The sequence below is a fragment of the bacterium genome, assembly GCA_026414725.1.
In the GTDB taxonomy this organism is placed as follows: Bacteria; Ratteibacteria; UBA8468; order B48-G9; family JAFGKM01; genus JAAYXZ01.
The window spans coordinates 19,849-43,757 of sequence record JAOAIL010000004.1 but is presented as its reverse complement, the minus strand read 5'-3'; the positions used below and the strand labels follow the sequence as shown (position 1 = coordinate 43,757).

At 36.6% G+C, this 23,909-nt stretch carries 28 protein-coding genes and 1 tRNA gene; 22 read left to right on the top strand and 7 right to left on the bottom strand.

Annotated features, from left to right (window positions below; all coding sequences use genetic code 11):
- From N3D17_02860 to folE, 12 genes are all read left to right on the top strand, one after another.
- Nucleotides 1-644 (top strand): outer membrane protein transport protein (locus N3D17_02860; protein MCX8082326.1); only part of this gene is annotated, 644 nt, incomplete at its 5' end.
- Nucleotides 583-1,755, top strand: coding sequence for a response regulator (locus N3D17_02855; GenBank protein ID MCX8082325.1), 1,173 nt, complete (start codon nucleotides 583-585; stop codon nucleotides 1,753-1,755). The genes N3D17_02860 and N3D17_02855, both read left to right, overlap by 62 nt.
- 47 nt (nucleotides 1,756-1,802) lie before the next feature.
- Complete coding sequence (gene nth, locus N3D17_02850; protein MCX8082324.1) at nucleotides 1,803-2,444, top strand: endonuclease III; 642 nt, start codon at nucleotides 1,803-1,805, stop codon at nucleotides 2,442-2,444.
- Nucleotides 2,429-3,214 (top strand): peptidoglycan DD-metalloendopeptidase family protein, encoded by a 786-nt coding sequence (locus tag N3D17_02845; protein MCX8082323.1) that lies wholly within the window; start codon nucleotides 2,429-2,431, stop codon nucleotides 3,212-3,214. The genes nth and N3D17_02845 overlap by 16 nt, the downstream gene beginning before the upstream one ends.
- A gap of 8 nt (nucleotides 3,215-3,222) precedes the next feature.
- Nucleotides 3,223-4,377 (top strand): deoxyguanosinetriphosphate triphosphohydrolase, encoded by a 1,155-nt coding sequence (locus N3D17_02840; GenBank protein MCX8082322.1) that lies wholly within the window; start codon nucleotides 3,223-3,225, stop codon nucleotides 4,375-4,377.
- A gap of 88 nt (nucleotides 4,378-4,465) precedes the next feature.
- Nucleotides 4,466-5,548 carry a DNA-processing protein DprA gene (dprA, locus tag N3D17_02835; GenBank protein MCX8082321.1) on the top strand — a complete coding sequence of 361 codons (1,083 nt, stop codon included), beginning with the start codon at nucleotides 4,466-4,468 and terminating at the stop codon, nucleotides 5,546-5,548.
- Nucleotides 5,549-5,695: a hypothetical protein gene (locus N3D17_02830; GenBank protein MCX8082320.1), complete on the top strand. Its 147-nt coding sequence runs from the start codon at nucleotides 5,549-5,551 to the stop codon at nucleotides 5,693-5,695.
- Nucleotides 5,692-6,261: an alkaline shock response membrane anchor protein AmaP gene (amaP, locus tag N3D17_02825; GenBank protein MCX8082319.1), complete on the top strand. Its 570-nt coding sequence runs from the start codon at nucleotides 5,692-5,694 to the stop codon at nucleotides 6,259-6,261. Before N3D17_02830 ends, amaP begins: the two co-directional genes overlap by 4 nt.
- The gene (locus tag N3D17_02820; protein ID MCX8082318.1) at nucleotides 6,239-6,835 is read left to right on the top strand and encodes an SIS domain-containing protein; all 597 of its coding nucleotides are present in this window, start codon (nucleotides 6,239-6,241) and stop codon (nucleotides 6,833-6,835) included. The genes amaP and N3D17_02820 overlap by 23 nt, the downstream gene beginning before the upstream one ends.
- 32 nt (nucleotides 6,836-6,867) lie before the next feature.
- A complete protein-coding gene (locus tag N3D17_02815) occupies nucleotides 6,868-7,791 on the top strand; it encodes a thiamine phosphate synthase (protein MCX8082317.1) in 924 nt (307 codons plus the stop codon).
- Complete coding sequence (gene ftsH / locus N3D17_02810) at nucleotides 7,754-9,613, top strand: ATP-dependent zinc metalloprotease FtsH (protein MCX8082316.1); 1,860 nt, start codon at nucleotides 7,754-7,756, stop codon at nucleotides 9,611-9,613. The genes N3D17_02815 and ftsH overlap by 38 nt, the downstream gene beginning before the upstream one ends.
- Entirely contained in the window at nucleotides 9,582-10,142 is a 561-nt protein-coding gene (folE, locus tag N3D17_02805) for a GTP cyclohydrolase I FolE (GenBank protein ID MCX8082315.1), read from the top strand. The genes ftsH and folE overlap by 32 nt, the downstream gene beginning before the upstream one ends.
- Before the next feature lie 3 nt (nucleotides 10,143-10,145).
- Here the strand turns inward: folE and N3D17_02800 are convergent, their stop codons facing one another.
- The 6 genes from N3D17_02800 to N3D17_02775 all read right to left on the bottom strand — a co-directional run bounded on the left by N3D17_02800 (nucleotide 10,146) and on the right by N3D17_02775 (nucleotide 15,623).
- Nucleotides 10,146-10,328 (bottom strand): hypothetical protein, encoded by a 183-nt coding sequence (locus N3D17_02800; protein ID MCX8082314.1) that lies wholly within the window; start codon nucleotides 10,326-10,328, stop codon nucleotides 10,146-10,148.
- Between the two features lie 23 nt (nucleotides 10,329-10,351).
- The gene (locus N3D17_02795; GenBank protein MCX8082313.1) at nucleotides 10,352-11,554 is read right to left on the bottom strand and encodes a MiaB/RimO family radical SAM methylthiotransferase; all 1,203 of its coding nucleotides are present in this window, start codon (nucleotides 11,552-11,554) and stop codon (nucleotides 10,352-10,354) included.
- Entirely contained in the window at nucleotides 11,551-12,312 is a 762-nt protein-coding gene (locus N3D17_02790; GenBank protein ID MCX8082312.1) for a TatD family hydrolase, read from the bottom strand. Before N3D17_02790 ends, N3D17_02795 begins: the two co-directional genes overlap by 4 nt.
- A gap of 26 nt (nucleotides 12,313-12,338) precedes the next feature.
- The gene (locus N3D17_02785) at nucleotides 12,339-13,133 is read right to left on the bottom strand and encodes a formate/nitrite transporter family protein (GenBank protein MCX8082311.1); all 795 of its coding nucleotides are present in this window, start codon (nucleotides 13,131-13,133) and stop codon (nucleotides 12,339-12,341) included.
- A 13-nt stretch (nucleotides 13,134-13,146) separates the two neighbouring features.
- Entirely contained in the window at nucleotides 13,147-14,004 is an 858-nt protein-coding gene (gene nadC / locus N3D17_02780) for a carboxylating nicotinate-nucleotide diphosphorylase (GenBank protein ID MCX8082310.1), read from the bottom strand.
- A 365-nt stretch (nucleotides 14,005-14,369) separates the two neighbouring features.
- Nucleotides 14,370-15,623 (bottom strand): alginate export family protein, encoded by a 1,254-nt coding sequence (locus N3D17_02775; GenBank protein ID MCX8082309.1) that lies wholly within the window; start codon nucleotides 15,621-15,623, stop codon nucleotides 14,370-14,372.
- 636 nt (nucleotides 15,624-16,259) lie between these two features.
- Here N3D17_02775 and N3D17_02770 point away from each other — a divergent pair.
- The 10 genes from N3D17_02770 to N3D17_02725 all read left to right on the top strand — a co-directional run bounded on the left by N3D17_02770 (nucleotide 16,260) and on the right by N3D17_02725 (nucleotide 23,620).
- Nucleotides 16,260-16,505, top strand: a complete 246-nt coding sequence (locus N3D17_02770) for a bL27 family ribosomal protein (protein ID MCX8082308.1) — start codon at nucleotides 16,260-16,262, stop codon at nucleotides 16,503-16,505.
- A complete protein-coding gene (locus tag N3D17_02765; protein MCX8082307.1) occupies nucleotides 16,502-16,867 on the top strand; it encodes a 4'-phosphopantetheinyl transferase superfamily protein in 366 nt (121 codons plus the stop codon). The genes N3D17_02770 and N3D17_02765 overlap by 4 nt, the downstream gene beginning before the upstream one ends.
- Nucleotides 16,839-17,693, top strand: a complete 855-nt coding sequence (locus tag N3D17_02760) for an NAD(P)H-hydrate dehydratase (protein ID MCX8082306.1) — start codon at nucleotides 16,839-16,841, stop codon at nucleotides 17,691-17,693. The genes N3D17_02765 and N3D17_02760 overlap by 29 nt, the downstream gene beginning before the upstream one ends.
- 401 nt (nucleotides 17,694-18,094) lie before the next feature.
- Nucleotides 18,095-18,700, top strand: a complete 606-nt coding sequence (pal, locus tag N3D17_02755; protein MCX8082305.1) for a peptidoglycan-associated lipoprotein Pal — start codon at nucleotides 18,095-18,097, stop codon at nucleotides 18,698-18,700.
- Entirely contained in the window at nucleotides 18,697-19,506 is an 810-nt protein-coding gene (locus N3D17_02750; protein ID MCX8082304.1) for a LysM peptidoglycan-binding domain-containing protein, read from the top strand. Before pal ends, N3D17_02750 begins: the two co-directional genes overlap by 4 nt.
- Nucleotides 19,507-19,522: 16 nt before the next feature.
- A complete protein-coding gene (locus N3D17_02745; GenBank protein MCX8082303.1) occupies nucleotides 19,523-20,458 on the top strand; it encodes a carbon-nitrogen hydrolase family protein in 936 nt (311 codons plus the stop codon).
- Nucleotides 20,459-20,471: 13 nt separating this feature from the next.
- Nucleotides 20,472-21,242, top strand: a complete 771-nt coding sequence (locus N3D17_02740; GenBank protein MCX8082302.1) for an amidohydrolase family protein — start codon at nucleotides 20,472-20,474, stop codon at nucleotides 21,240-21,242.
- Nucleotides 21,236-21,982 (top strand): amidohydrolase, encoded by a 747-nt coding sequence (locus tag N3D17_02735; GenBank protein ID MCX8082301.1) that lies wholly within the window; start codon nucleotides 21,236-21,238, stop codon nucleotides 21,980-21,982. The genes N3D17_02740 and N3D17_02735 overlap by 7 nt, the downstream gene beginning before the upstream one ends.
- A complete protein-coding gene (locus N3D17_02730) occupies nucleotides 21,979-22,695 on the top strand; it encodes an amidohydrolase family protein (protein MCX8082300.1) in 717 nt (238 codons plus the stop codon). Before N3D17_02735 ends, N3D17_02730 begins: the two co-directional genes overlap by 4 nt.
- A 10-nt stretch (nucleotides 22,696-22,705) precedes the next feature.
- Entirely contained in the window at nucleotides 22,706-23,620 is a 915-nt protein-coding gene (locus N3D17_02725; protein ID MCX8082299.1) for a glycoside hydrolase family 130 protein, read from the top strand.
- Nucleotides 23,621-23,627: 7 nt separating this feature from the next.
- On the opposite strand, the gene N3D17_02720 is transcribed toward N3D17_02725, so the two are convergent.
- Nucleotides 23,628-23,699, bottom strand: a tRNA-Glu gene (locus tag N3D17_02720).
- Nucleotides 23,700-23,909: the final 210 nt, after the last annotated feature.

Below are 23,909 nucleotides of genomic sequence, written 5' to 3'. Positions count from 1 at the left end.
TGCCGCCTGTACCGCCACTGGAACTTAATGGAAAGTTAGATGTGGAGGGGACTGCCACCGGCTGGACTGCGGGACTTTTTTACAGACAGGAAAGATACAGCATAGGACTCAGATACAAAAGTGATTTTACTATTGAATATGATGGTGACTTTAAAATGGATGGAACAGAGTTTCCAGCAGAAATGGAAATAAACTTTCCTGATAACATAGGACTGGGTATTGCCTTTTTCCTGAATGAACGTCTGAAGATAGAGATTGATGGTGAATGGTTTGGGTTTTCTTCTATAAAAAGAATCCCTGTTTCCATAAGTGGTTTCCCTCCCTATATTGAAAAAAACTGGGATGATATCTATACCATCGCTTTAGGAACTGAATACAAAAAATCCGATAGAGTAAAAATCAGAGGAGGGATTATATATATCCCCACCCCTATCCCTGAATCCACATGGGACCCGAGTTTACCGGATGCAGATAGTTTTGTAATTACAGGAGGAGGAGAATTTTCAACAAGAATAGGTATCTTTAACATACTGGCTGGTATCCATATCTTTGACGAAAGGACTATAGAGAAAGGAGCTCTTTATGATGGAGAATATCAATCCACAGGATATTTCATCAACCTTGAATACAAAATACCTTTCTGAAAAGGACCTAAAATTAGGAACAATCCTTGTGATTGATGATGAACTTGGACCAAGAGAATCACTGAGGATGCTTTTTAAAGATGATTATAATGTTATCACAGCAGATTCAGGAGATAAAGGAATCAATGAATTAAAACAACATAACCCTGATGTAATTATCCTTGACCTTAAGATGCCTGATAAGGGAGGTATTGAAACCCTTGAAGAAATTAGACATATTGATGAAAAAGTTCCTGTTATTATACTGACTGGTTATGGGGATATTGAAGCAGCAAAGAAGGCAATACACTTAGGTGCAATAGAATTTATCAGTAAGCCCTTTGATGTTAAAGAGATGCGAAACATTGTAAAAAGGGCGAGTGAGAAAAGGTTCATAGAAAAAAGGTCTGAACGGCTTATTGCTGACCTGAATACACTGAATAAAAACCTTACAATAAGGATGGCACAACTTGAGAATATGGCTACGATAGGGCAACTTGCTTCTGAGATAATACATGATATTAATAACCTCCTTGCCATTATCTATGGATATACACAACTTCTTGTTAAGGAAATCAATATCCAGAATATCCCTGAAAATAATAAAAAATATATAGAAATTATAGAACAGGAAATCAGCAGATGTAGACACCTTACAAGCAGTATTCTTGAAATGGCAAAGGCAAAGAAAAATATAGTAGATACTGATATAAATGGTATAGTAAAAAAAGTTGTTGAGTTATTTGAAAATTCATCTCTCGGTAAAAATATTGAATTTAAGTTATTTCTTGATAAAATCCCGCTAATCAAGGCAGACCCATATCAATTACATCAAGCAGTGGTTAATATAGTTCTAAACAGTATACAGGCAATGGGAAATAAGGGTAATATTACTATCAAAACAGGTGTATATAATGATTATCTTGTCCTTTCTATAAAAGATGTGGGGAAGGGTATCTCTGAAGAATTAATCTCAAAAATCACTGAACCATTTGTTACAGAAAAAGAAACAGGGACAGGACTTGGCCTTACCATTGCTATGAGAGTTATTAAAAACCACAATGGAAAAATGGAGATTAAAAGCAAACCTGGAAGTGGAACTGAGGTTATTATCTCTCTTCCTGTAAAATAAGGCGGGGATTATTGCAAAAAATCCATATCCTGTTGTAAAATTAATGTATGCAAAGAATTATTAAAATGATACAATTATTGGAAAAAGCATACCCTTCTGCAAAGACGGAATTGCTTTTCAATAATCCCTTCCAGTTACTTATTGCTACAATCCTTTCAGCACAGACAACAGACAAAACAGTAAATAAAATTACACCTGTCCTTTTTAAAAAATATAAAACCCCTTTTGATTTCGCAAAAGCAGATATAGAAGAACTTAAAAAATATATAAAAGGAGTGAACTACTATAACACAAAGGCAATAAATATAAAGAAACTTGCAGAGATAATTGTTAACCAGTACAATGGAGAGATACCCTCTACTATTGATAAACTTATACAATTACCAGGGGTAGCGAGAAAAACAGCAAATGTTGTTCTATCACAGGGATTTGGCAGAGCAGAGGGAATTGTTGTTGACACCCATGTAAAACGACTGGCAGAACGTTTGGAATTGAGTAAGGCAAAAACACCTGAGAAAATTGAACAGGACCTTATGAAACTTATACCTTACGAAAAATGGATTTCTTTTCCATTTGCACTGATACTTCACGGAAGGGCTGTCTGTAAGGCAAAAAATCCATTATGTGGTATATGTATTTTAAAACCATTATGTCCCTATGGAAAGGCATCAAAATGTCAAACATCTTAAAAAAAATTGATGTAATTTTGTTATTACTTATCATTTCTGGCTGTAGCGCAACGATTGAGACAGGTACAACCAGACAGAAAGAAGTATTAAAAAAGACATATCACTATGTCAGACAGGGTGAAAATTTATTCAGGATTTCAATGTATTATTATGAAGGAAAATCAACAAAAGAAGTTCTTGATGGTGTTGAGAAAATAAAAAATGCCAATGACATAAGAAACAATAGTATATCAGTAGGACAACGGCTTATTATCCCTTATACAGCAAAAAAACAGCCAAACTATCCTTTACTGCCTCCCTCTGATATTACAACAGCAATAAAATCGTACTCAAATCCATCTTCTACTACAAAAGAAACAAATATTGAACAGACACCATCCACAACTGAGTATCGGCCTATACTGATTGACAGGACATTTATATGGCCTGTCAGTGGAAAAATAATATGTAATTTTGGCGAACTGGATAATCAGGGAATAGATATACTCATAGCCCCGGGGACAGAGGTACACTCTGTGGATGATGGGAAAATTGTATTTGCAGGAATAACCTCAAAATATCAAGAGACCATAATTATTCAACATTCATCAACTGTTTATACTGTATATAGTCACGACCTTGATTTAATGGTACAGCAAGGTGACTATGTAAAGAAAGGGACACCTATAGCAAAAGTGAAAAGTGGGACACACAGAACAAGATATATCCATTTCGAAATCAGGATTAACAATGTTGCTGTTAACCCTTTGATGTATCTCCCACAACAATAAGGAGTAATATGAAAGAGATATTTACTTATGAAGGTGAACAACTTCTGGCTTCTTATGCTGTAAAACCGTCAGAGACACTTGGAAGGAAATATGCAGAGAAAGAACACCCTTTTAGAAATCCTTTCCAGAGAGATAGAGATAGGATAATCCACTCTACAGCATTCCGCCGATTAGAATATAAAACCCAGGTTTTTATATACCATGAGGGGGACTATTACAGAAATAGGTTAACACATACATTAGAAGTTCAACAGATTGCCAGAACAATTGCAAGGATATTAAAACTCAATGAAGACCTTGTAGAAGCAATATCACTTGCGCATGATATTGGACATACACCTTTTGGACATAAAGGTGAGTCCGTCCTCAACGAACTTTTAATAGAAAGAGGATTTAAGGGATTTGAACATAACAGACAGGGACTACGGATTGTGGATAAACTTGAAAAGAGATACCCGCAGTTTCCGGGTCTTAACCTGTCATTTGAGGTTAGAGAAGGCATTATAAGGCATAACACAAGTTATGACATCCCGCTGGATGAAGATGAGTTTGAGGACTTCATAAAATATCCTTCCCCTTCTCTTGAATCACAGGTAGTAAATTTTGCAGATGAGATTGCCTATACCTGTCATGACCTTGACGATGGTTTAAAATCGGGCATTATAACCATAGATAAACTCAAAGAAATTCCCCTCTGGAAGGAGATAGACGAAATATCATATATGGATGGGATGGACGAAGAAATACAGAAAACCGTTATTATAAGAAATCTCATAAATCATCTCGTTATGAAACTGATTGAAAAAAGTAGAGAAAATATCCAGAGGGCAGGTGTAATAACTGTTGGAGATGTAAGAAAAAATATCCCCATACTATCCTATCCTGAAACATTGAAAAAGAAATTTGAACAGATGCAAAAATTCCTTGAAGACCAGATGTACTCTCATTTCAGGGTGATAAGGATGACCCACAAAGGTGCAATGATAATAAAGGACCTGTTTAATGCCTATATAGAAGAACCCAAGCAACTTCCACCACATATACAGGAACGGATGAAAAAAGAGCCACCTGCAATAGTCATCGCTGACTATATTGCAGGTATGACAGATAGATTCGCACTTTCAGAACATAAAAAACTTTTTGACCCTCACTATCCTGTATAACAGGAAGAGGGTAATCCTTATCCTACCTATCTTCCTGAAAGAGATAGGGGATTTAAAATGAAGGGTAAAACCTGGAATTGAACTTATAATGTCTGATACAAAAAAATTTTGGATATGTGCAGTTCTTGCTGGATTAGGACCTGTTGGAGCCAAAAAACTTCTGGAAGTGTATGGTAATATTGAGAAAATTTTTAATCTCTCTGTAAAAGAGATAAAAGAAGCAGGGATTCCTTTAAACACAGCAGAAAATATAAATAATTGGGAGAGATTACCATGGAAACAAGAGATAGAATTCTGTAGAAAAAACAATATAACTCTCGTAAGTATAGACGACACCTCTTATCCACGTCTATTAAGAGAAATCCATAATCCCCCAATTCTCCTTTATGTGAAAGGAAATCTACCTTCTGATAATGATATCTGTCTTGCTATTGTAGGCACACGTAATCCTTCAATATATGGGTTAAAAATGGCTGAAAAATTTGCTGAACAACTTTCTTTTTACGGAATTACTGTTGTAAGCGGTATGGCAAGGGGTATAGATACAGCAGCACATAGAGGTGCTTTAAGAACAGGTGGTAAAACAGTAGCAGTACTTGGATGTGGAATGAAATATTGTTATCCTGTTGAAAATCTCTCTCTGTCAAAAGAGATAGAAAAAACAGGGGCAGTAATAACAGAATTCCCCTCATATATAAAACCGAAACCAGAAAACTTTCCGAGAAGAAACAGGATTGTATCGGGTATGTCCAGAGGTGTTCTGGTTATTGAAGCAGGACAGAGAAGTGGCGCACTTATAACCGCTAATCTTGCCCTTGAACAGGGTCGTGATGTATTTGCTATCCCGGGCAGGGCAGATGATATAACATCCAAAGGGACCAATCAACTTCTAAAAGAAGGAGCAATTCTCGTTGAGAGTGTTAATGATATACTGGATGCTTTGAATCTTAAAATCACAAAAAAAGAGAATAAAGATGAAGAGAAAACCTTAATCCTATCAGAAATGGAAAGAAAAATACTTAACAGGATACCTTTAGGAACAAAAGTATGTCTTGAAGAGATATTAATGAATATAGGGATAGAACAGCATCTGCTTTTTCAGTCACTTCTTTCACTTATCACAAAAGGCATTATAATTGAACTGCCGGGTAAGTTCTACACAAGAAAATAATTGATAATCTTAAAGAAAAAGGATACAATATCTCATAATCCCTTACCCGTTCTTCTTCCTGATATAAAGAAGGCAATTAAGGGGAAAGGAATACAGAGAGCAAAAATAGCCATAGAAAAACTCTCTGCTAAATGGGGGGCAAAATGAGAATATGGAGCAGGATAGTTGGAACACTCTATATTATAGCAGGTACTATTTTCTCCTTTATACTTCTTGTTTTATGGGCAACCGGTGCAAAAGAAGAGATTTTTGACAAACTTAAGATATTTTTTCAGAATAACATATCAGGATTTGGTATCACAGGAATAGTACTTGTAATGATAGGAGTTGTTTGGCTTGTAAACTGGTTTGACTATATTTATAGAACAAAGGTTATCGCTTTTGACAACCCGGGTGGAAAGATAAAAATATCCCTGCGTGCTATAGAGGACTATATCAGTTCTATGTTGATGAAACAGATTAATGGAATACGGTCATTAAAAGTAAAAAGTTCTATCTCGGCAAAAGGACTTGAAACGAAGATAAGGGTTAAACTCTATGCACATCTTAATATACCGGAGATATGTTCAAAAATCCAAGAAATTACAAAAGAATATCTTCAGGATGCTGTTGGTATTGAAAGGATATCAAATATTGAGGTCTTCGTAACAAGCATTAAGCAGAATGGACAGAAAATAGAAGAAGAAACCTATGATGAAGAAGATGCAGGATAACGAAAAAGAGATTATAAGGGAATGTATATCAGAAAGTATAAGGATAAAGGAGTTATTACTAAATCCACAGGTAATTGAAAAATTCATTATGGTATCCAATGTTATAGTAGAAACATTAAAAAATGGGCGAAAGATTCTCATCTGTGGAAATGGTGGCAGTGCAGCGGATTGTCAACACTGGGCTGCTGAAATGATAGGAAGATTTCTGAAAGAAAGGACCTCTCTTCCTTTTATCGCTCTTACCACCAATACATCAGAATTAACATCCATTGGAAATGATTATTCATTTGATATCGTATTCTCAAGACAGGTAGAAGGACTCGGAAAGAAGGGAGATGTCCTCATATGCATCTCCACTTCCGGTACTTCAAAAAATGTCATAAATGCAGCGAAAACAGCAAAGAAGAAAAAGATGAAGGTGCTTGCACTTACAGGAAAATCCCCATCTCCTCTTTCAAAGATATCAGATATAACTATTTCCGCTCCATCTACACAGACACCGAGAATACAGGAAGCACATTCTCTTATCATCCATATACTCTGCCACCTTGTTGAGAAAAAACTTTTTGAATAAATAAATTTTTTAATGGAATTCATATACTACTTATGTATGAGATATTGAGAGTTATTGATGCCAATTTTAACCGTGCGAGAGAGGGACTAAGAACTATAGAAGATGGGATAAGGTTTTACTATAATTTAGATAAATCTCTCATAAAGAAGGTAAAGCATATAAGACATGCTCTTTCCATTGCTGTTGATAGGTATTTCGGTTTATCAGTAATTAAGAAAGGAAGAGATACTATAGGAGACAGAGGCAAAGATATTGACAACAGAGATAAACAGGATATAAAACAATTGATAGAAAGAAACTTTATGAGGGTATCAGAAGCAATGAGGGTAATGGAAGAATATTCCCGTTTAACCATACCCTCTGCTTCACAGAAATTTCACAATCTAAGATTTAATCTTTACAACTTAGAGAAAGAAGTACTCCTTTCTATAAGCAAAAAAGATATACCCATACCGTTTGTATCTGTCCTTTTAAATCTTGATACAAAACCATCGCTATCAAATATAAAAAAGATTATAGATTGCAAGCCAGATATGCTCATGTTATGCTACCCGGGAGATAACCAGCGTTTCTTCTTAAATATGGCAAACAAGATAAGGAAAATAGTTCCCCCATCTTTAACATATCTCATATGTGGAAGACCTGATATTTGTATACTCTGTGATGCAGATGGTGTTTTTCTTAACAGAAAAGATCTACCTTACAGAGAGGTAAAGGAACTCCTTCAAGACAGAGTCATCTTGACAGATGAGTTAAAAATCGTTAATATACCTGTTAAAGAAACAAATATCAACCAAGGTTCCCATCTTAAAAAACTTCTTAAAGATGATATGGATGGTATTATACTTATAATAGGAAAGGATATTCCTGAAAAAATTGAAACAATAATAAATATGATAATAAGAGAGGTAAAAAGTTATGGCAAACGAAGAAAAAAAACAGCCAGAAAAGAATAATTTTAACCTATTCAAAGGATTATTATTCTGGATAATAGCAGGAATTATTCTTATAATAATGGCACATTTTGCAGGACTTGAAGGGAAAAAACAGGAGATTATATACAGCGGTTTTCTCAATGAAGTAAAGCAGGGTAATATTGCAGACACTGTTATAATAAAAGAGGATATTATTTCTGGTACACTGAAAGATGGAAAAAAGTTCTACACATACAAACCCGATGACCCTGAACTTTTTAACATTTTAAGAGAGTATCAGGTTAATTTTAAAGTAGAGCCATCCTCAAACATATGGGTTAATATACTTGTCTCCACGATCCCTATACTCCTTGTTTTTCTTCTTATATGGTTTCTTGTATTCAGACAGATGTCATCTGAAAGCAGCAGAGTAATGGCATTTACGAAAAGCAGGCCCATTATGCCTGATAAGAAAAACCGTGTTACATTTGATGATGTGGCTGGTTGTAAAGAAGCAAAAGAAGAGTTGCGTGAGGTAATAGAATTTTTAAAAGACCAGAAAAAATTTCAACGACTCGGAGGAAAGATTCCGCGGGGTATCCTTCTTATAGGTCCTCCCGGGACAGGTAAGACACTTTTGGCAAAGGCAGTTGCGGGTGAAGCAGGGACTCCTTTCTTAAGTATGAGTGGTTCTGAATTCGTGGAGATGTTTGTAGGTGTGGGAGCAGCAAGAATAAGAGACCTTTTCCGACAGGCGATGCGACTCAGTCCCTGTATTATTTTTATTGATGAACTTGACGCTGTAGGAAGGCAGAGATTTGCAGGGATTGGTGGTGGACACGATGAAAGAGAGCAGACACTTAACCAGCTTCTTGTACAGATGGATGGATTTCCTACTGAAAGTGGTGTGATTGTTATGGCTGCAACAAACAGACCGGACGTCCTTGACCCTGCCTTAACAAGACCTGGTAGATTTGATAGAACCATTGTTATTGACCTACCTGATATTCAGGCGAGAGAAGAGATTCTTAAAGTCCATATGAGAAACAAGCCCATAGATGAATCTGTTGATATAAAGATACTCGCGAGGGCAACTGCAGGACTTTCAGGTGCAAACCTTGAAAATCTTGTAAATGAAGCAGCGCTTCTTGCAGCGAGAAAAGGGAAGCACAAAATAGATATGTCTGACTTTGAAGAAGCAAAAGATAAGGTTTTGATGGGAGTAGAGAGAAAAAGTTTAGTAATCAGCGATAAAGAGAAAAAAATCATTGCCTACCATGAAGCAGGGCATACACTCGTTCAGAAACAACTTCCTGAAGTATATCCTGTACATAAAGTTACTATTATACCCAGAGGGCAGGCATTGGGAATAACACATATACTTCCTGAAGAAGATAGATTTATTGAAAGTAATGTTTATTACAAAAACTCTATCTGTGCTCTTATGGCTGGAAGGAGTGCAGAAAAAATGATATTTGGCAAGATATTTACAGGTGGAGAGAATGACCTTAAAATTGCTACAGAGATAGCAAGACGTATGGTATGTGAATGGGGGATGAGCGAAAATTTAGGACCTGTAAGTTATCACCACAATGAAGCGGTATTCCTCGGCAGAGATATTGTCCGCCAGAGAGAATATAGCGAGGATACATCAAGAGAGATAGACAATGAGATAAGAAGGATTTTAGAAGAGGCAGAGAAACAAGCGATGGAAATACTTACAGAACAGAGAGATAAATTAGAAAAACTTACTGAAGAATTATTACAGAAAGAGACACTTAATTCAGACGAAATAGATGAGATATTAGGACTTAAGAAAAGGGAGAATATTAATGGACCAGAGGAAGATAGAGGAAGCAATTAAATTAATTATTGAGGCAGTAGGAGAAAATCCTAACAGAAAAGGAATTAAAGAAACACCAAAACGGGTAGCAAGGATGTATGTAGAACTTCTCGGTGGTATAGAGGAAGACCCTGAAAAGGTATTAGGAAAGACATTCAAGGAGAACTTTAACGAACTTGTTCTTGTAAAAGACATTCCTTTTTTTTCATTATGTGAACATCACCTCCTCCCTTTTTATGGGAAGGCACATATAGCGTATCTGCCTGATAATGGTATTGTTGTGGGTATAAGCAAACTTGCACGGCTTGTAGATATATTTTCCAGAAGGATGCAACTACAGGAAAGAATTACCAACCAGATTGCCGATACCATTATGAAGGTTCTAACCCCACAGGGAGCAATGGTTGTAATTGAAGCAGAACATATGTGTATGAGTATGCGGGGAGCGAGAAAGGCAGGAACGAAAATAGTAACATCTGCAATGAGAGGAATCTTCTTAAGGGACTTCCGCACCAGAACAGAAGCCATCAATCTCATCATGCCTAAATAAAAATCATCTTAAAAGGGGAGAAAAGAGAAGAACAACTCCAACAATCATAAGGATAATACCTGCGATGGCAAATATATCAGATATCCCTTCTTTTTGGTATGTGAGTTTCGGCTTGAATGTAAGGTATATACCTCCTCCTATCAAAACAATTCCTGCCACTACCTGAGTAATTATCTTTGGTTCCATTAATCTACTCCTTTACACATTGATTATATCATCCTGCCGTATACTATACCATCCTTATCTATCCCTTCTGCTTTCACACAAACAATTTCATTTATAATACAATTATCAGAACAAAGTTGGATTTTTACAGGAAGATATTGAGAAGAATATCCTTCCCAGAAACTATCTTTCTGTCTCTCAATAAGAACCGAGAGTTTCTTACCCAGAAACTGCTTTTTTACCTTTACGGATATCTCATCTGCCATTTCTTCCAATGTTTTTTCCCTTTCTTTTTTTATCCTTTCAGAAATATCACCTTCCATTGAAAAAGCAGATGTTCCTTCCCTTTTTGAATACCTGAATATATGAACTTTAAGAAAACCAATCTCCTTCACTGCCTTAACACTCAATGCAAAATCATCATCCTCCTCATAAGGGAAACCTACCATTATATCTGTAGTGAATGTAAACCTATTTTCCTTATCTTTTTTTCTTATCTTCTCTATCCTTTCTAAATACTCAGAAAATGTATATCTCCTTCCCATAAGTTTAAGGATTTTGTCAGAGCCACTCTGTAAAGGGATATGAAGATGAGGACAGAAAAGTGGATAGGAGAGAAGATAATCACAGAGTTTATCAGTAAGATAAAAAATCTCTATTGAACTCAGACGAAGACGTTTCAATCCATTTATATTTTTCAACCTTTCCAGTAAATGTATAATATCTGTATCCGTATCCTTACCATATGCTCCTGTATCAATACCCGTTAGTACAATCTCTTTGTATCCATTAGCACACAGATTTCTTACCTCTTCTATAATCTCACTTTCATTTCTACTTTTTATACTTCCTCTTACATAAGGAACAATACAGTAGGTACAGAAATTCTCACACCCATCTTCTATCTTTACAAATGCACGGGTATGGTTATAGAAGAAAGTTATGGTTTTTTTCTTTGATGGTATTTGCGGAATAACCTTTACCTTTACATCTATCTTTTCCAAAAATCCTGTTTTCTTCACAGCACAGCCAGTAAGCCATATTTCTTTCCCTTCGGCATGTACCTTTCTTATAAAACTCCTCTCTTCCTTTTCTGCCTTACTTGTTACACAGCAGGTATTAACAATTACTACTTCTGCATCTTTGAGAGGAGAGAATCTATATCCCTCTTCCTGTAAATTCTCAAGTAATAACTGGCTATCATACTGGTTTGCCTTGCATCCATATGTCTTTAAAAAAAGTTTCATATTCCGAAGAATTTCTTTGAATTATTCAGGATTATTTCAGCACATTCTTTTATCTCAAGTCCCTTAACATTTGCAATCATCTCCACAATATATTTTACCTTTGAAGGGTCATTTCTTTTGCCTCTGTAAGGAGTTGGTGCAAGGAATGGTGCATCTGTCTCTGCCATTATCATATCCAGAGGATAGTCCCTACATACTGTACGGACATCTACTGCATTTTTAAAAGTAATTGTGCCTGTAAAAGATATATAAAATCCCCTATTTTTACAGTAATCCGCCATCACATTATCTCCACCAAAGCAATGGAAAACAACCTTTTCAGGCAGTTTATATTTTTCACATACTTCAATCACCTCATCCCTGCTATTTCTCTGATGGATTATCAGAGGAAGGTTCAATTTTCCTGCTATATCAATATGGGCAATGAATAACTCTCTCTGTTTTCTTTCTGTATCCCTTGCATAATAAAAGTCCAGTCCTGTTTCTCCAATACCTATAACCTTTTTGTTTTTAGCAAGTTTTTCTATCTCAAAAACATCAGAAGTTGAGACATCTTTAACATCAAGAGGATGTATTCCAACATTAGCATAAACATCAGAATATCTTTCAGATATAGCAACAGCACTTCTACTTTTTTCAACTGATGAGCCAGGGTTGATAATAGCAATTACCCCTTCCTTTTCTGCTTCTCTTAACACCTCTTCCCTGTCATTGTCAAAATCAGGGAAGTTTAGATGACAGTGTGTATCAATGTACATAGGAATAAAATGAAATCTATAAAAATTTAATGATACAGTATCTTCTTAAACATCTTCGGATGGAAAATAACAATCACTAATCCACCTATAATATTCCCTATGGTAACAGGGATAAGATTTTTCCACATAGATAAAAAATTACTTAAAAAACATCCTTTCACAAGAAACCCAGCAGGAATAAAATACATATTAGCAATGGAGTGTTCATACCCACTGGCAACAAATGCCATAATAGGGAAATAGATTCCTAATATCTTACCACTAACAGTAAGGGAAGAAATACAGAGAATTACTGCAAGACAGACAAGTATATTACATAAAATACCTCTTGTAAATGCTTCAATAAATCCGAGTTTCATCTTATTCTCTGCCACAGTAATTGCTGAAATTCCTATCGGTGTAAAAGAATCCGGACCATAGCCTAAAAGTCCTGTATGATAAACAAGATATGCGAGAAGAAGAGAACCAATAAAATTACCAGCATACACAATGAACCAGTTTCTGAGAAGTTTAAAAATGTTATATCTACCTGTAAGTGTCCCGATTGTCATAAGGATATTTCCTGTAAAAAGTTCAGCACCCGGTATAAGAACAAGCATAAGTCCTAAACTGAATACACTACCAGAAAGAAGCTTGGTAATCCCTGGGTCTAATGTCCCTCCACTTGTAATACTCAATGCTGTCTGGGCACCAAACCCGATATATATACCTGCAAGGATACCAAAAAGAAAAAGTTCCAGCCAGTTTGCTTCTGCTTTTTTTGTACCAATTTTTGTCAATTCCTGTGAAATCTCCTGAGGTGAAAGAAAAAGTTTGGTCATAATCTCTTCCTCCCTACAAAATCTTCAGGGAGAAATCCAGTGCCTTTGCTGAATGTGTAATAGCACCAATAGAAACCCTGTCCAAAGGAAGGTTCTTTATTTTCTCTATCGTATCAATATCTATATTCCCAGACCACTCAATAATAACCTTTTTTCTATCTTTACCGAGATACTTTACAAATTTTTGCAGTTCTTTCTTATCCGCATTGTCAAACATTATAATATCCGCACCTGATTTATAGCCAGCAACTGCCTCATTAAAATCTCCCACTTCTACCTCTATTTTATATCTTCCTTTTGCTTTCCTTTTTATCTTTTCTATCGCATAAGATATGGCGGATTTTTTATTCAGTCCATTACTTTTCATTATTGCTGTAATATGGTTATCCTTTATAAGCACCATATCAAAAAGTCCGAACCTATGGTTCCTGCCACCACCTACCTTCACCGCATATTTCTCAAGTGTCCTTAAAAGTGGTATGGTCTTTCTTGTATCATAAACATTAATATTTCCTGCCTTTTCCACAAACCTTTTTGTAAGTGTTGCTATACCTGAAAGATGCTGTAAGAAGTTTAATGCAGTCCTCTCGCCTGTAAGGAGTTCTTTTAAAGGTCCTTTTACTTCAGCAACTTTTTGTCCTTTATGCACATATCCACCCTCTTTTACATAGAATTTAAATCTAAAAGAAGGGGAGAGGGTCAAAAATACATTTTTGAATATATCTATCCCGCAGATAATACCCTCTTCCTTTGCTGTTAAGACCGCATCCACAGTAAAATTCTTCTCAAACAAAAAGGAAGTGGTAATATCTTTTTTTCCTCTATCTTCTCTGAGTGCCTTTTTTATCAGTTTCTTAATATACCTTTTCATTGCATTTTTTCTTTTTTATATCCTCTCCCTTAAGGGGAGAGGATTAAGGTGAGGGTGAAACCTTTATTACTTAATTCCCTCTCATCCTTTCCTTCTCCCCCTTTATCTGGGGAGGAATTTCTTTCAATCTCTTATATTTTACTACTTTCTTAACATAATTTTCAATTTTTCGTCCGGAGAAGGGTGCAGGGCAAGGGTGAAACCTTCCCTTTACTTTTTACCCCCACCTAATTTCCTCCCCCTCATATGGGGAGGATTTGTGCTGTATTACTCTCCCTTGAGGAGAGAGGATATGGGTGAAGGTGAATAAAAAAAGAAGGGGGCTTTTGAAAGCCCCCTTCTGTAAATCCCTTAGATGCAGTGGTTTAGAATACAACCTTCATAGACGCAATCAACTGCCATGGGTCATCATCAAAGTAGTCCTGGATTGCATCTCCGAGAAGAAGCACACCATACTGGAGACCAAATGAAAGGTCTTCACTGTATTTGTAGGTAAGTCCTGCATCTATCTCATTACCTACTGCTGTTTCATCGTTCCAACCTGCCTCTTCCATGAAGGACACATTAAACCAATCCAGAGAAACCGCTACCTTTTCAACAGGACTGATTCCACCACCAACATTGATGACTCTGGCATTTGAAAGTCCATAAGGATTGACGGTTGTTGCAAGTATATAATTGATGGCACCTATTCTGGATGCAACGTTGGATGGGAAGAAACTTATCCACTGTGTATTATCGGCATCTCCATCATTCCCTGAATAGAGATTTAACTGTGCCTTTATATATGCAGCCATCTCTGACTGAGGGAAGTTATACTGACCTGAAAGAAGGAGTGCCCATCCTTCATTGTCAGCACCATCCCACTCTCCGAACTGCTTTGCATACTCACCTTTAAGTGCAAATCCTGCAAGATCTCCTGTCGCGCGAATACCTACAGTAGAAACATCTTCATCAACAGCGTAATCCTGGAGAGTGACATAATACCCTTCTATTCTCGCAGCATCACCTGCCTTGAAGCCGAGGTTAATTCCATAGAGGTTACCATCATTATCACTCAATGTTTCCCATATCTTAGCTCCAAATGCAGTTAGGTCAAGAGGAACCTGGTTGAATGTATAGTCAATTCTTACCGCATCAAATGCCTTCTGCTTTCCGAGGTCCTGTGCTAAAGGTAAAGTTGTAGGATAGGTATCAAAAGGAACATATGCACTTCCTACAACCAACCCTTCACCGAACTGGATTTCCTGTCTTCCAACAGTAAGTACCAATCCAGGGGTAAGAATATCTGATACCTTTATGTATGCAAGGTCAAGGTCTATATCAGTATCAGAACCTGGCATAATCTCTGTCCAGGAACCCCACCATATACGTTCATTTATCAGGCGGACCATTGCCTCAACATTCTCTGTAAGCATCGCCTGAACATAAACCCGTGTATTTGTCTGCAGGTGAGTTATTTCATCACCATATGGATAATAAGTCGGGTACATATTCATTCTCTTGATTCCATATATATCAATATCTCCCCCTACCTTCACACTTTCAACAGCAGAAAAGGCAGGGATTGCCATTGCGACTACCGCAACAGCAACAAGTATTCTTTTCCACATACTCATTTTCATTCTCCTTGTTGTTATCTATACTCATCCGAGTGAATTCAAAAATACTCTTTTGAAACCACTCGGTTCTTCTCTACTTCACACCACAAATCCGTCGCTCTTCCTTTCTGGTCTCTGCCTTTTTCTTCTTTCTTCACCTCCTTTCCGGCATATTAAACCAGAAACGCATACGGACTATCTTTAACAATTATTATACCTGCCATAAAACTTTTGTCAAGAGCAACACCTACTTACTATTTTACTACACTATCTTTTCCTGTCAAGTACAATTTTATCTCTCCTCAAAGGAGAGGAAGAAGAGCAACTCCTCCTCATATGAGGAGGGATAACTAAACTTTCTTCTCCCTCAGGGTGAGAAAAATTAGAAAGGTCTCACCCTCACCCGTACCCTCTCCCCTCTAAGGGCGAGGGAGATAAAGAGAAAGAAGGAGAAAGTTAAGAGAGAATATCACCCTCACCCTGTCTTGCCCTGACGGGCTTTTGCCAACGGGCTCACTATCTCGGCGGACGTACCAGAAAATGCTTTTAAACATTTATCGCATGGGGACACCTTCAATAAAAAAGATAAATAATAAATAATTCCTAACCATATCCTTGACAGATATTTTTATTAAAGGTATAATGCTTTTCACTATGGGAAGAAAAAAACAAGGAAACGGAAGGGATTCAAATCCCAGATATGCTGGTACGAAGGTTTACAGTGGACAGACCGTCACTGCTGGAAGTATTATTATCCGGCAGAAAGGTAGTAGAGTAATACCTGGCAAAGGTGCCTGTATGGGAAAGGACTTTACCATCTTCAGTTTAATTGATGGAATGGTGGAATTTGTAGAAAGGAAAGGGAAGAAGGTGGTACAGGTAGTCCCTGTGTCCCAATGATAAAACACTCCATTGAAATAAAAAAACTGGAAGATATTAAAACAATCTCTAAGAAGATAGATAATATCTTTACAGAGGAAGAGCAGAAAAGTAATAAAATAACCCTTACAGGCAAATTTGCAGCAAAAGATGCCTTTCTTAAAAATATCGGTATTGTTCCATCAGAAAGGTTCTATAAAAAGATTGAGATTGGCAAAATGTCTTCAGGGAGACCTTTCATAAAAATTCTGGATACAAATCTTTCTAACAAAATCGCTGGCTATAAAATATCACTATCTATATCACATACAAAAGAAGAGGCAGTGGCTATCTGTATCCTCTATAAAACAAATAATGGGAAAAAGGAAGCGAGATACACATAAAGGGGACTACGGACACTTATTTATATTAGGTGGTAGCCCTGGATTGACAGGTGCTGTATGTATGGCTGGAGAATCCGCATTAAGAAGTGGGTGTGGACTCGTAACAATTGGTATTCCTGAAGGACTGAACGATATTATAGAAATAAAACTGACTGAAGTAATGAGTTTACCACTGCCACAGACAGATAGAAGGACATTTTCTAAAAAAGCAATAAAGCCCGCACTAAAATTTATTGAGGAAAGGACAGATGCTGTTATTATTGGACCCGGTATATCTACAGGAAACCAGGATACATGCAGTTTTGTTAAAAACATCATCAAAAAGATAGAAAGACCACTTATAATAGACGCAGATGCATTGAAAATTATCTCTTCCAACCTTAATGTTCTAAAGAAAAGTAAAAGCACAGGTATTATACTCACCCCTCACCCCGGTGAGATGTCATATCTTACAGGGCTAACAATAAAAGAAATCCAGAATAATAGAGAAAAGGTAGCAATAGATTTTGCAAAGAGATACAATGTGGTGGTTGTTCTAAAAGGGTACAGAACAGTAGTGACAGATGGAAAAGAGGCATATATAAATCTCACAGGAAATCCTGGTATGGCAACAGCAGGCAGTGGGGATGTTCTTGCAGGAATTATAGGAGGACTTCTTGCACAGGGAAGACCTGCTCTTGAATCCGCAAGATACGGTGTATATATACATGGACTTGCAGGAGATATTGCAGCAAAAGAAATAGGAGAAACATCTCTTATTGCCTCAGATATTATCAAAAAACTTCCTGACGCATTCAGTTATGCAGAATTTGAGATACACAGGTAACACATCCATTATAAACTAAGATAGAAGGAACAATCCCTGTTTATATGAGTGGAATACCTATATTCCCTTCTCCCTATGGCGGAAGAAGGTGAAGGATGAGAGAAAAAAGATTAGCAAAGGTCTCACCCTCCCCTCAAGGGAGGGGGAAGATAAAATATCCTCCCCATATGAGGGGGGAGGAATTAGGTGGGGGTGGATAGTAGAACATAAGGTCTCACCCTCCCCTCAAGGGAGGGGCAATGAAAAGTAAAGGAGAATGGCAGGATAAGGGAGAGAAAGATTAGGAAGGATATCACCTTCAAAGGAGAGGGAAGACGATTCTGAGTACCTTATACGTACGTTTTCTTGACAGATATATTATAAAAGGTATAATAAGTGAATAAAATAAAAAAGGAGGGAATATGATGAAATTGATAAGTAGAGTAATTATTGTATGTTTGATTGCAGGACTCTTATGTGGATGTCAAACACCAAAGAAAAAAGTAGCCGTAGAAGAAAAACCTTGTGCTGCAACACTGATAAGTCCTGGGGAAAAAACCGTTGAAGAGGATATGAAAGAAGGAAAAGCCACCAAAGAAGAGATTGCAAAAGCAATTAAGAATGAACCAATACCCGCTACAAATATTGAAGGAAAAGTTTTTGTTTCCCCTTCGGAGATAAGTGAGGAACTTGCAAAAATATTCCAGAATATACACTTTGACTTTGATAAATATGATATAAGACCTGATGCAAGACCAATCCTTAATGCCATAGGTAAATACCTTTCAGAAAATCCAAAGGTTGAGATTCTGATTGAAGGACACTGTGATGAAAGGGGAACAAGAGAGTATAACCTCGTATTAGGAGAACAGAGAGCACTTAGCACGAGAAGGTATCTTGTATCCCTCGGTGTATCTCCAAAGAGGTTACATACTGTAAGCTATGGAGAAGATAAACCATTAGATACAGCAAGTAATGAAGAGGCATGGGCGAAGAATAGAAGGGCTGAATTTAAAATAGCAAAATGAAAAAGTGGCTTTTAATCAGTTTTTGTGGACTTCTGTTGCTTTCTGGTTGTGTTGCTACTCAATCAGATGTTGGGATGGTACAGGAAAAGGTTTCTTCTGTGGAAGAAGACCTTTATGCAACAACAAAAGCAGTGGCTGATAGGTTAAATACCTTAGAACAAAACAATAATAAAAGATTCTCTTCTCTTGAAGAAAGAATAGATGAACTTGAAAAACAACGTGCCATACTTGCTGACGAGATATCAAGGTTAAGTTCTGAAATTAAGGGGTTATCGGGGAAGATAGAAGAACTTGACTATACCTATAAAGAGCAGATAAAGGGAGAGAAAGAAAATACCCAGAGCAGAGAATTTGAACTCCGCAGGGATGTAGAAGGAGTAAAAAAGACATACACTGATATTATTACTTCCATTGCATCACTTAATAAAAATATAACAACCTTGCAGAATGATATAATTACAGTAAATAAAGCACAGGTATCCCTCGGAGAAGCAGTTAATAAAATTTCTGCAAGTATTCAGGATATAAATAACCGACAGGGTGCGATGGAATCAAAGTTTGATAGTACTATGCAGGTATTCCTTGATGAACTTACAAGGCAGGAGAGTGAGATATTCTATTTAAAGAACAGGATAGAACCTACTCCAATAGTAAAACCAAAAGAATCAAAAACATATATTGTAAAAAGCGGGGATACTCTTGAAAAAATTGCGGAGAAGTTTGCAACAAGTGTAAGTGAAATTAAGAAGGCAAACAATTTAAAAAGTGATGTTGTGTATATAGGGCAGAAACTCACTATCCCATAATTCCTAACTTATATCAATGGCAAGATATGTAAGGATAAGTAATATAAGCAGCGGATATACATCTGTTGACCTATCTTCCAACTATCAAAGTATAATTAACCAGATAAAAAAACATTTAGATGCTCTTATCCAAGAAGTTTTACCTGATAGACCAGACCTCATTGTTCTCCCTGAAGTATGTGACTGGCCATCTAATCTACCTCAAGAGAAAATTATGGAATACTATAAAGAAAGAGGAACTCAAATACTTGACTATTTTAGAGAAATAGCAAGAAATAATAACTGTTATATTACATATCCTGCGGTAATGGAAGATGAAAATGGTATATGGAGAAATTCTACAAGGATTATTGATAGAGATGGCAATATCGCTGGTATATACCATAAGAACCACCTCGTAATAGAAGAAAATACAGTTTACGGACTCGCTTATGGGACAGAAGCACCTTTAATACAATGTGATTTCGGGAATATAGGGTGTGTAATATGTTTCGACTTAAATTTTGACAGGTTAAGATTACAGTATGTAGAGAAAAGACCTGAAATAATTCTTTTCTCATCTATGGCACATGGAGGACTCCTTCAAAGATACTGGGCTTATTCCTGCAGGGCATACTTTGTCGGTGCAACCTCTACGCTGCCAGGAACTATCATTTCACCAGTAGGTGAAATTATCACCTCTACTACAAACTATACTCCTTATATCACTGCAGACATAAATCTCGACTATTGTGTTGCTTTTATCAGTTATAATGAGAGAAAGTTCAAAGAGATGAAGAAAAAGTATGGTTCGGGTGTAAAGATATATGACCCTGGACTTTTGGGTTCTGTTTTAATTACCTGTGAAATGCAGGATAAAACAATAAAAGAGATTATAAAAGAGTTTGACATAGAACTTCTTGATGATTATTTTAACAGGGCACTTACCCACAGAGAAAAAAATATAAAATAATATCTCCTTCCAAATGAAAGTAATTGATATACATACCCATATCCAGATAAAAGAGTGTGAAGATGTAATAGAATATGCTGAAAGGTTAAATGTAATCAAAATGTGTCTTCTCGGAGATGTATTAAAGTATGGATATAATCCCCAAGAAGGACAGGTAAGAGAAATAAATGATTTAACTATTTTCCTAACCAGAAAATATCCTGCCTTTTTCACCGGGTTTTGTTTCTTAAATCCTAAAAACTCAAAAAAGTTTATAGCGGAAGAGGTTGAGAGATGTATATTGAATAACAAACTTAAGGGAATTAAACTTGAAGCATCTACATTTGCCTCTGATAAACGTGTCTTTTTTATTGCAGATATTGCGCAGAATTTAAATATTCCTTTACTCCACCACTGCTGGAATACACTAACATTAGGAAAAAATCCTTCCCCGGAATGTTATCAGACAGACCCCACAGATATAATAACTCTTATAAAAAACTTTCCTGAACTAACCCTTATTGTTGCCCATTTAAGAGGGATTGATATCAGAGGCATAATAGCAATTAAAGGATATAGCAATGTTTATATAGATACATCAGGTGCCCAGCCAGTTGTAGGAATCATTGAGTATGCAGTCAAAAAGATAGGGTCTGAGAGGATTTTGTTCGGTTCTGATATCTATTTTCCAGGCGGAAGAGACCTTCCTGTACAGTTGAAAACAGTTATTGAAAGCAATATTAAAACAAAAGAAAAAGAAGATATTCTATTTAAAAATGCAGAAAGGATATTGAAGATATGCTGATTGATGTCAATGTAAATTATGGAAACTGGCCATTCAGGAGATTATCTATAAATACAATAAAAGGGATTGAAAAGAAACTAAGAAAAAATAAAATCTCTAAATGTTTCATTTCCCATCTTGGCTGTGCGTTGAACTTCCAAGAGGTAGAAGAATATAACGAAGAATTGCATAAGAAAATAAAAGATAATAAGTTCTTCTGCTTTGTCCCTGCTGTAAATCCTGCCCTTACAGATGCAGAAGAGATAATAGAAAATTTTAGATATATCAAGATTGCTCCCTCTTATCATCTCTATTCTTTAAATGATAAAAAGTTCTCCTATCTCTTCCAGAAGATATCCGATAAAAAAATCCTCGTTTTTCTACAGATGAGATATGAAGATGAAAGAAGCCATAACCCTGCCTTTAAGATAGGTAGTCCATCTCTGGAAGAGATAAAAAATTTTGCTGTAAACTATCCTGATATAAAGATTATCCTTCTCTGTGGATATTTTTCAGAGATTATTCAACTATGTAAGATTGATAATGTGTACTCTGATATCTCTTTTGCTGAGTATTTTAAAACCATAAAATCCCTGTTAAAAGAAATCTCGCCTGATAAACTCGTTTTTGGCAGTCATACACCATTTTTATATACGGAAGCAGGGATAGCAAAACTTGGCTATGCAGAAGTTGAAAAAGACATAGTTGAAAAAGTAGCTTATAAGAATATAATAAACCTGTCAGGAGGTCGCTTAAAATGAAGATTATTGACTTTCATATGCATATAAAGGGTGGGGACAGAGACAGAACAGAAGCAACCGGAGAAGAGATTATAAAGATAATGGACAGGGCAGGTATTGAAAGAAGTGTTGTCTTCTCAATATGTATATCTGCGAGAGAAGGTAATCTAAAAACATATAAAGAGGTAAAAAAGTTCCCTGATAGATTGATTGGCTTTGCCACAGGTATCCCTGCCTTTAACACAAATGTATGTGAAGAGATAGAAAGAGCGGTTAATGAATATGGTTTTAAAGGGGTTAAAGTCCATAGAGGGATTCATACCCTTGAAGGATATCTTATCTTTCCACTGATTGAAAAGTGTATAGAACTTGATATACCCTGTTTAATAGATTGCTGTGCTGAATTTGAACCAGTGAAAGAGATTGTTAAAAACTACCCATCTGCCAAGATAGTAGTCGCACATTTAGGAGGAGAGGACCAGACAGTGTTAGAAAAACTCCTGGACCTTGCTAATGAAACAGAAAATTTGTATTTTGATACATCATATGTAAGAGCAGTTGGTTTTATCGGTAAAGCGATTGAAAAGGTTGGAAGCAAAAAACTAATATTTGGTTCAGATGGACCATTAATTCCACCGGAGATAGATATAGCAAAGATAAACTTCTGGAAATTAACTGAAGAAGAAAAAGAAGATATCTTCTATAATAATGCAAAAAAACTTCTAAAAATTTAGGAGGGGAAATATGTACGACTCACCTGTAAAAAGATATGAAGGAAACCCTATTATTAAACCAGAGGATGTAAAAGGGGCAAACTCAATCTTCAACAGTGCAATAGTCCCGTTTAAGGATGGATATGCAGGGATTTTCAGAATAGATGACAGGACGAGATTTGCCACCCTCAGGGCTGGTTTCAGTAAGGATGGAGTAAAATGGGAAATCAGTGATGAACCCATCAAGTTTGTACAAGAAAACACTGATATTAAAATAGGATTCAGTTATGACCCGAGAGTCACCTGTATAGAGGGGAGATATTACATAACATGGTGTAATGATGTAAACGGACCTACTATTGGTATGGGATGGACAGAGGACTTTCAAACATTCTATCAAATGGAAGATGCATTCCTTCCCGCCAACAGGAATGGTGTGCTTTTTCCTCGTAAGATAGGTGGTCTTTATACTATGTTAAGCCGCCCCAGTGATTATGGACATACTCCATTTGGAAATATATTCTGTTCCCAGAGCCCTGACCTTAAATTCTGGGGGAGACATCGTCTGGTAATGAAACCTGAAATGCCCTGGGAAAAGACAAAGATAGGTGCAGGACCTGTCCCTATAGAGATAGAAGAGGGATGGCTATTAATATACCATGGTGTTCTGACATCCTGTAATGGGTTTGTCTATAGTGCTGGTGCGGCAATACTTGATAAAGAGAGTCCTTGGAATGTCTTATACCGCTCAAAAAAATATATCCTGGCACCTAGTATGGAATATGAAAGGATAGGGGATGTGCCTAATGTAGTGTTTCCAACAGCAACTATTCTGGAAAAAGATAAAAAAACACTACGGATATATTATGGAGCAGCAGACACATATGTCTGTATGGCTACAGTGAATATATATGACCTTATCCTCTTTGTTAAAGAAAATAGTTAAAAAGAAGCGCCCCCAGCCGGATTCGAACCGGCCCGCCCACCTTGAAAGAGTGGTGACCTATCCACTAGTCTATGGGGGCAAAAGGAGATTTATTATACTGCCTTTTTATATATTCTGTCAATAACCCGCACAGATGAGAGGCATAGGTAATACTTTTACCCTTATGCTCTACCTTGAATGGAGAGGTTCTGTTAATTCTCCCCTCCCTTGAGGGGAGGGGATTAAGGGGAGGGTGAAACCTTCGCTATACTTTTCCCCCTCATCCTTAACCTTCTCCCCCATAGGGAAA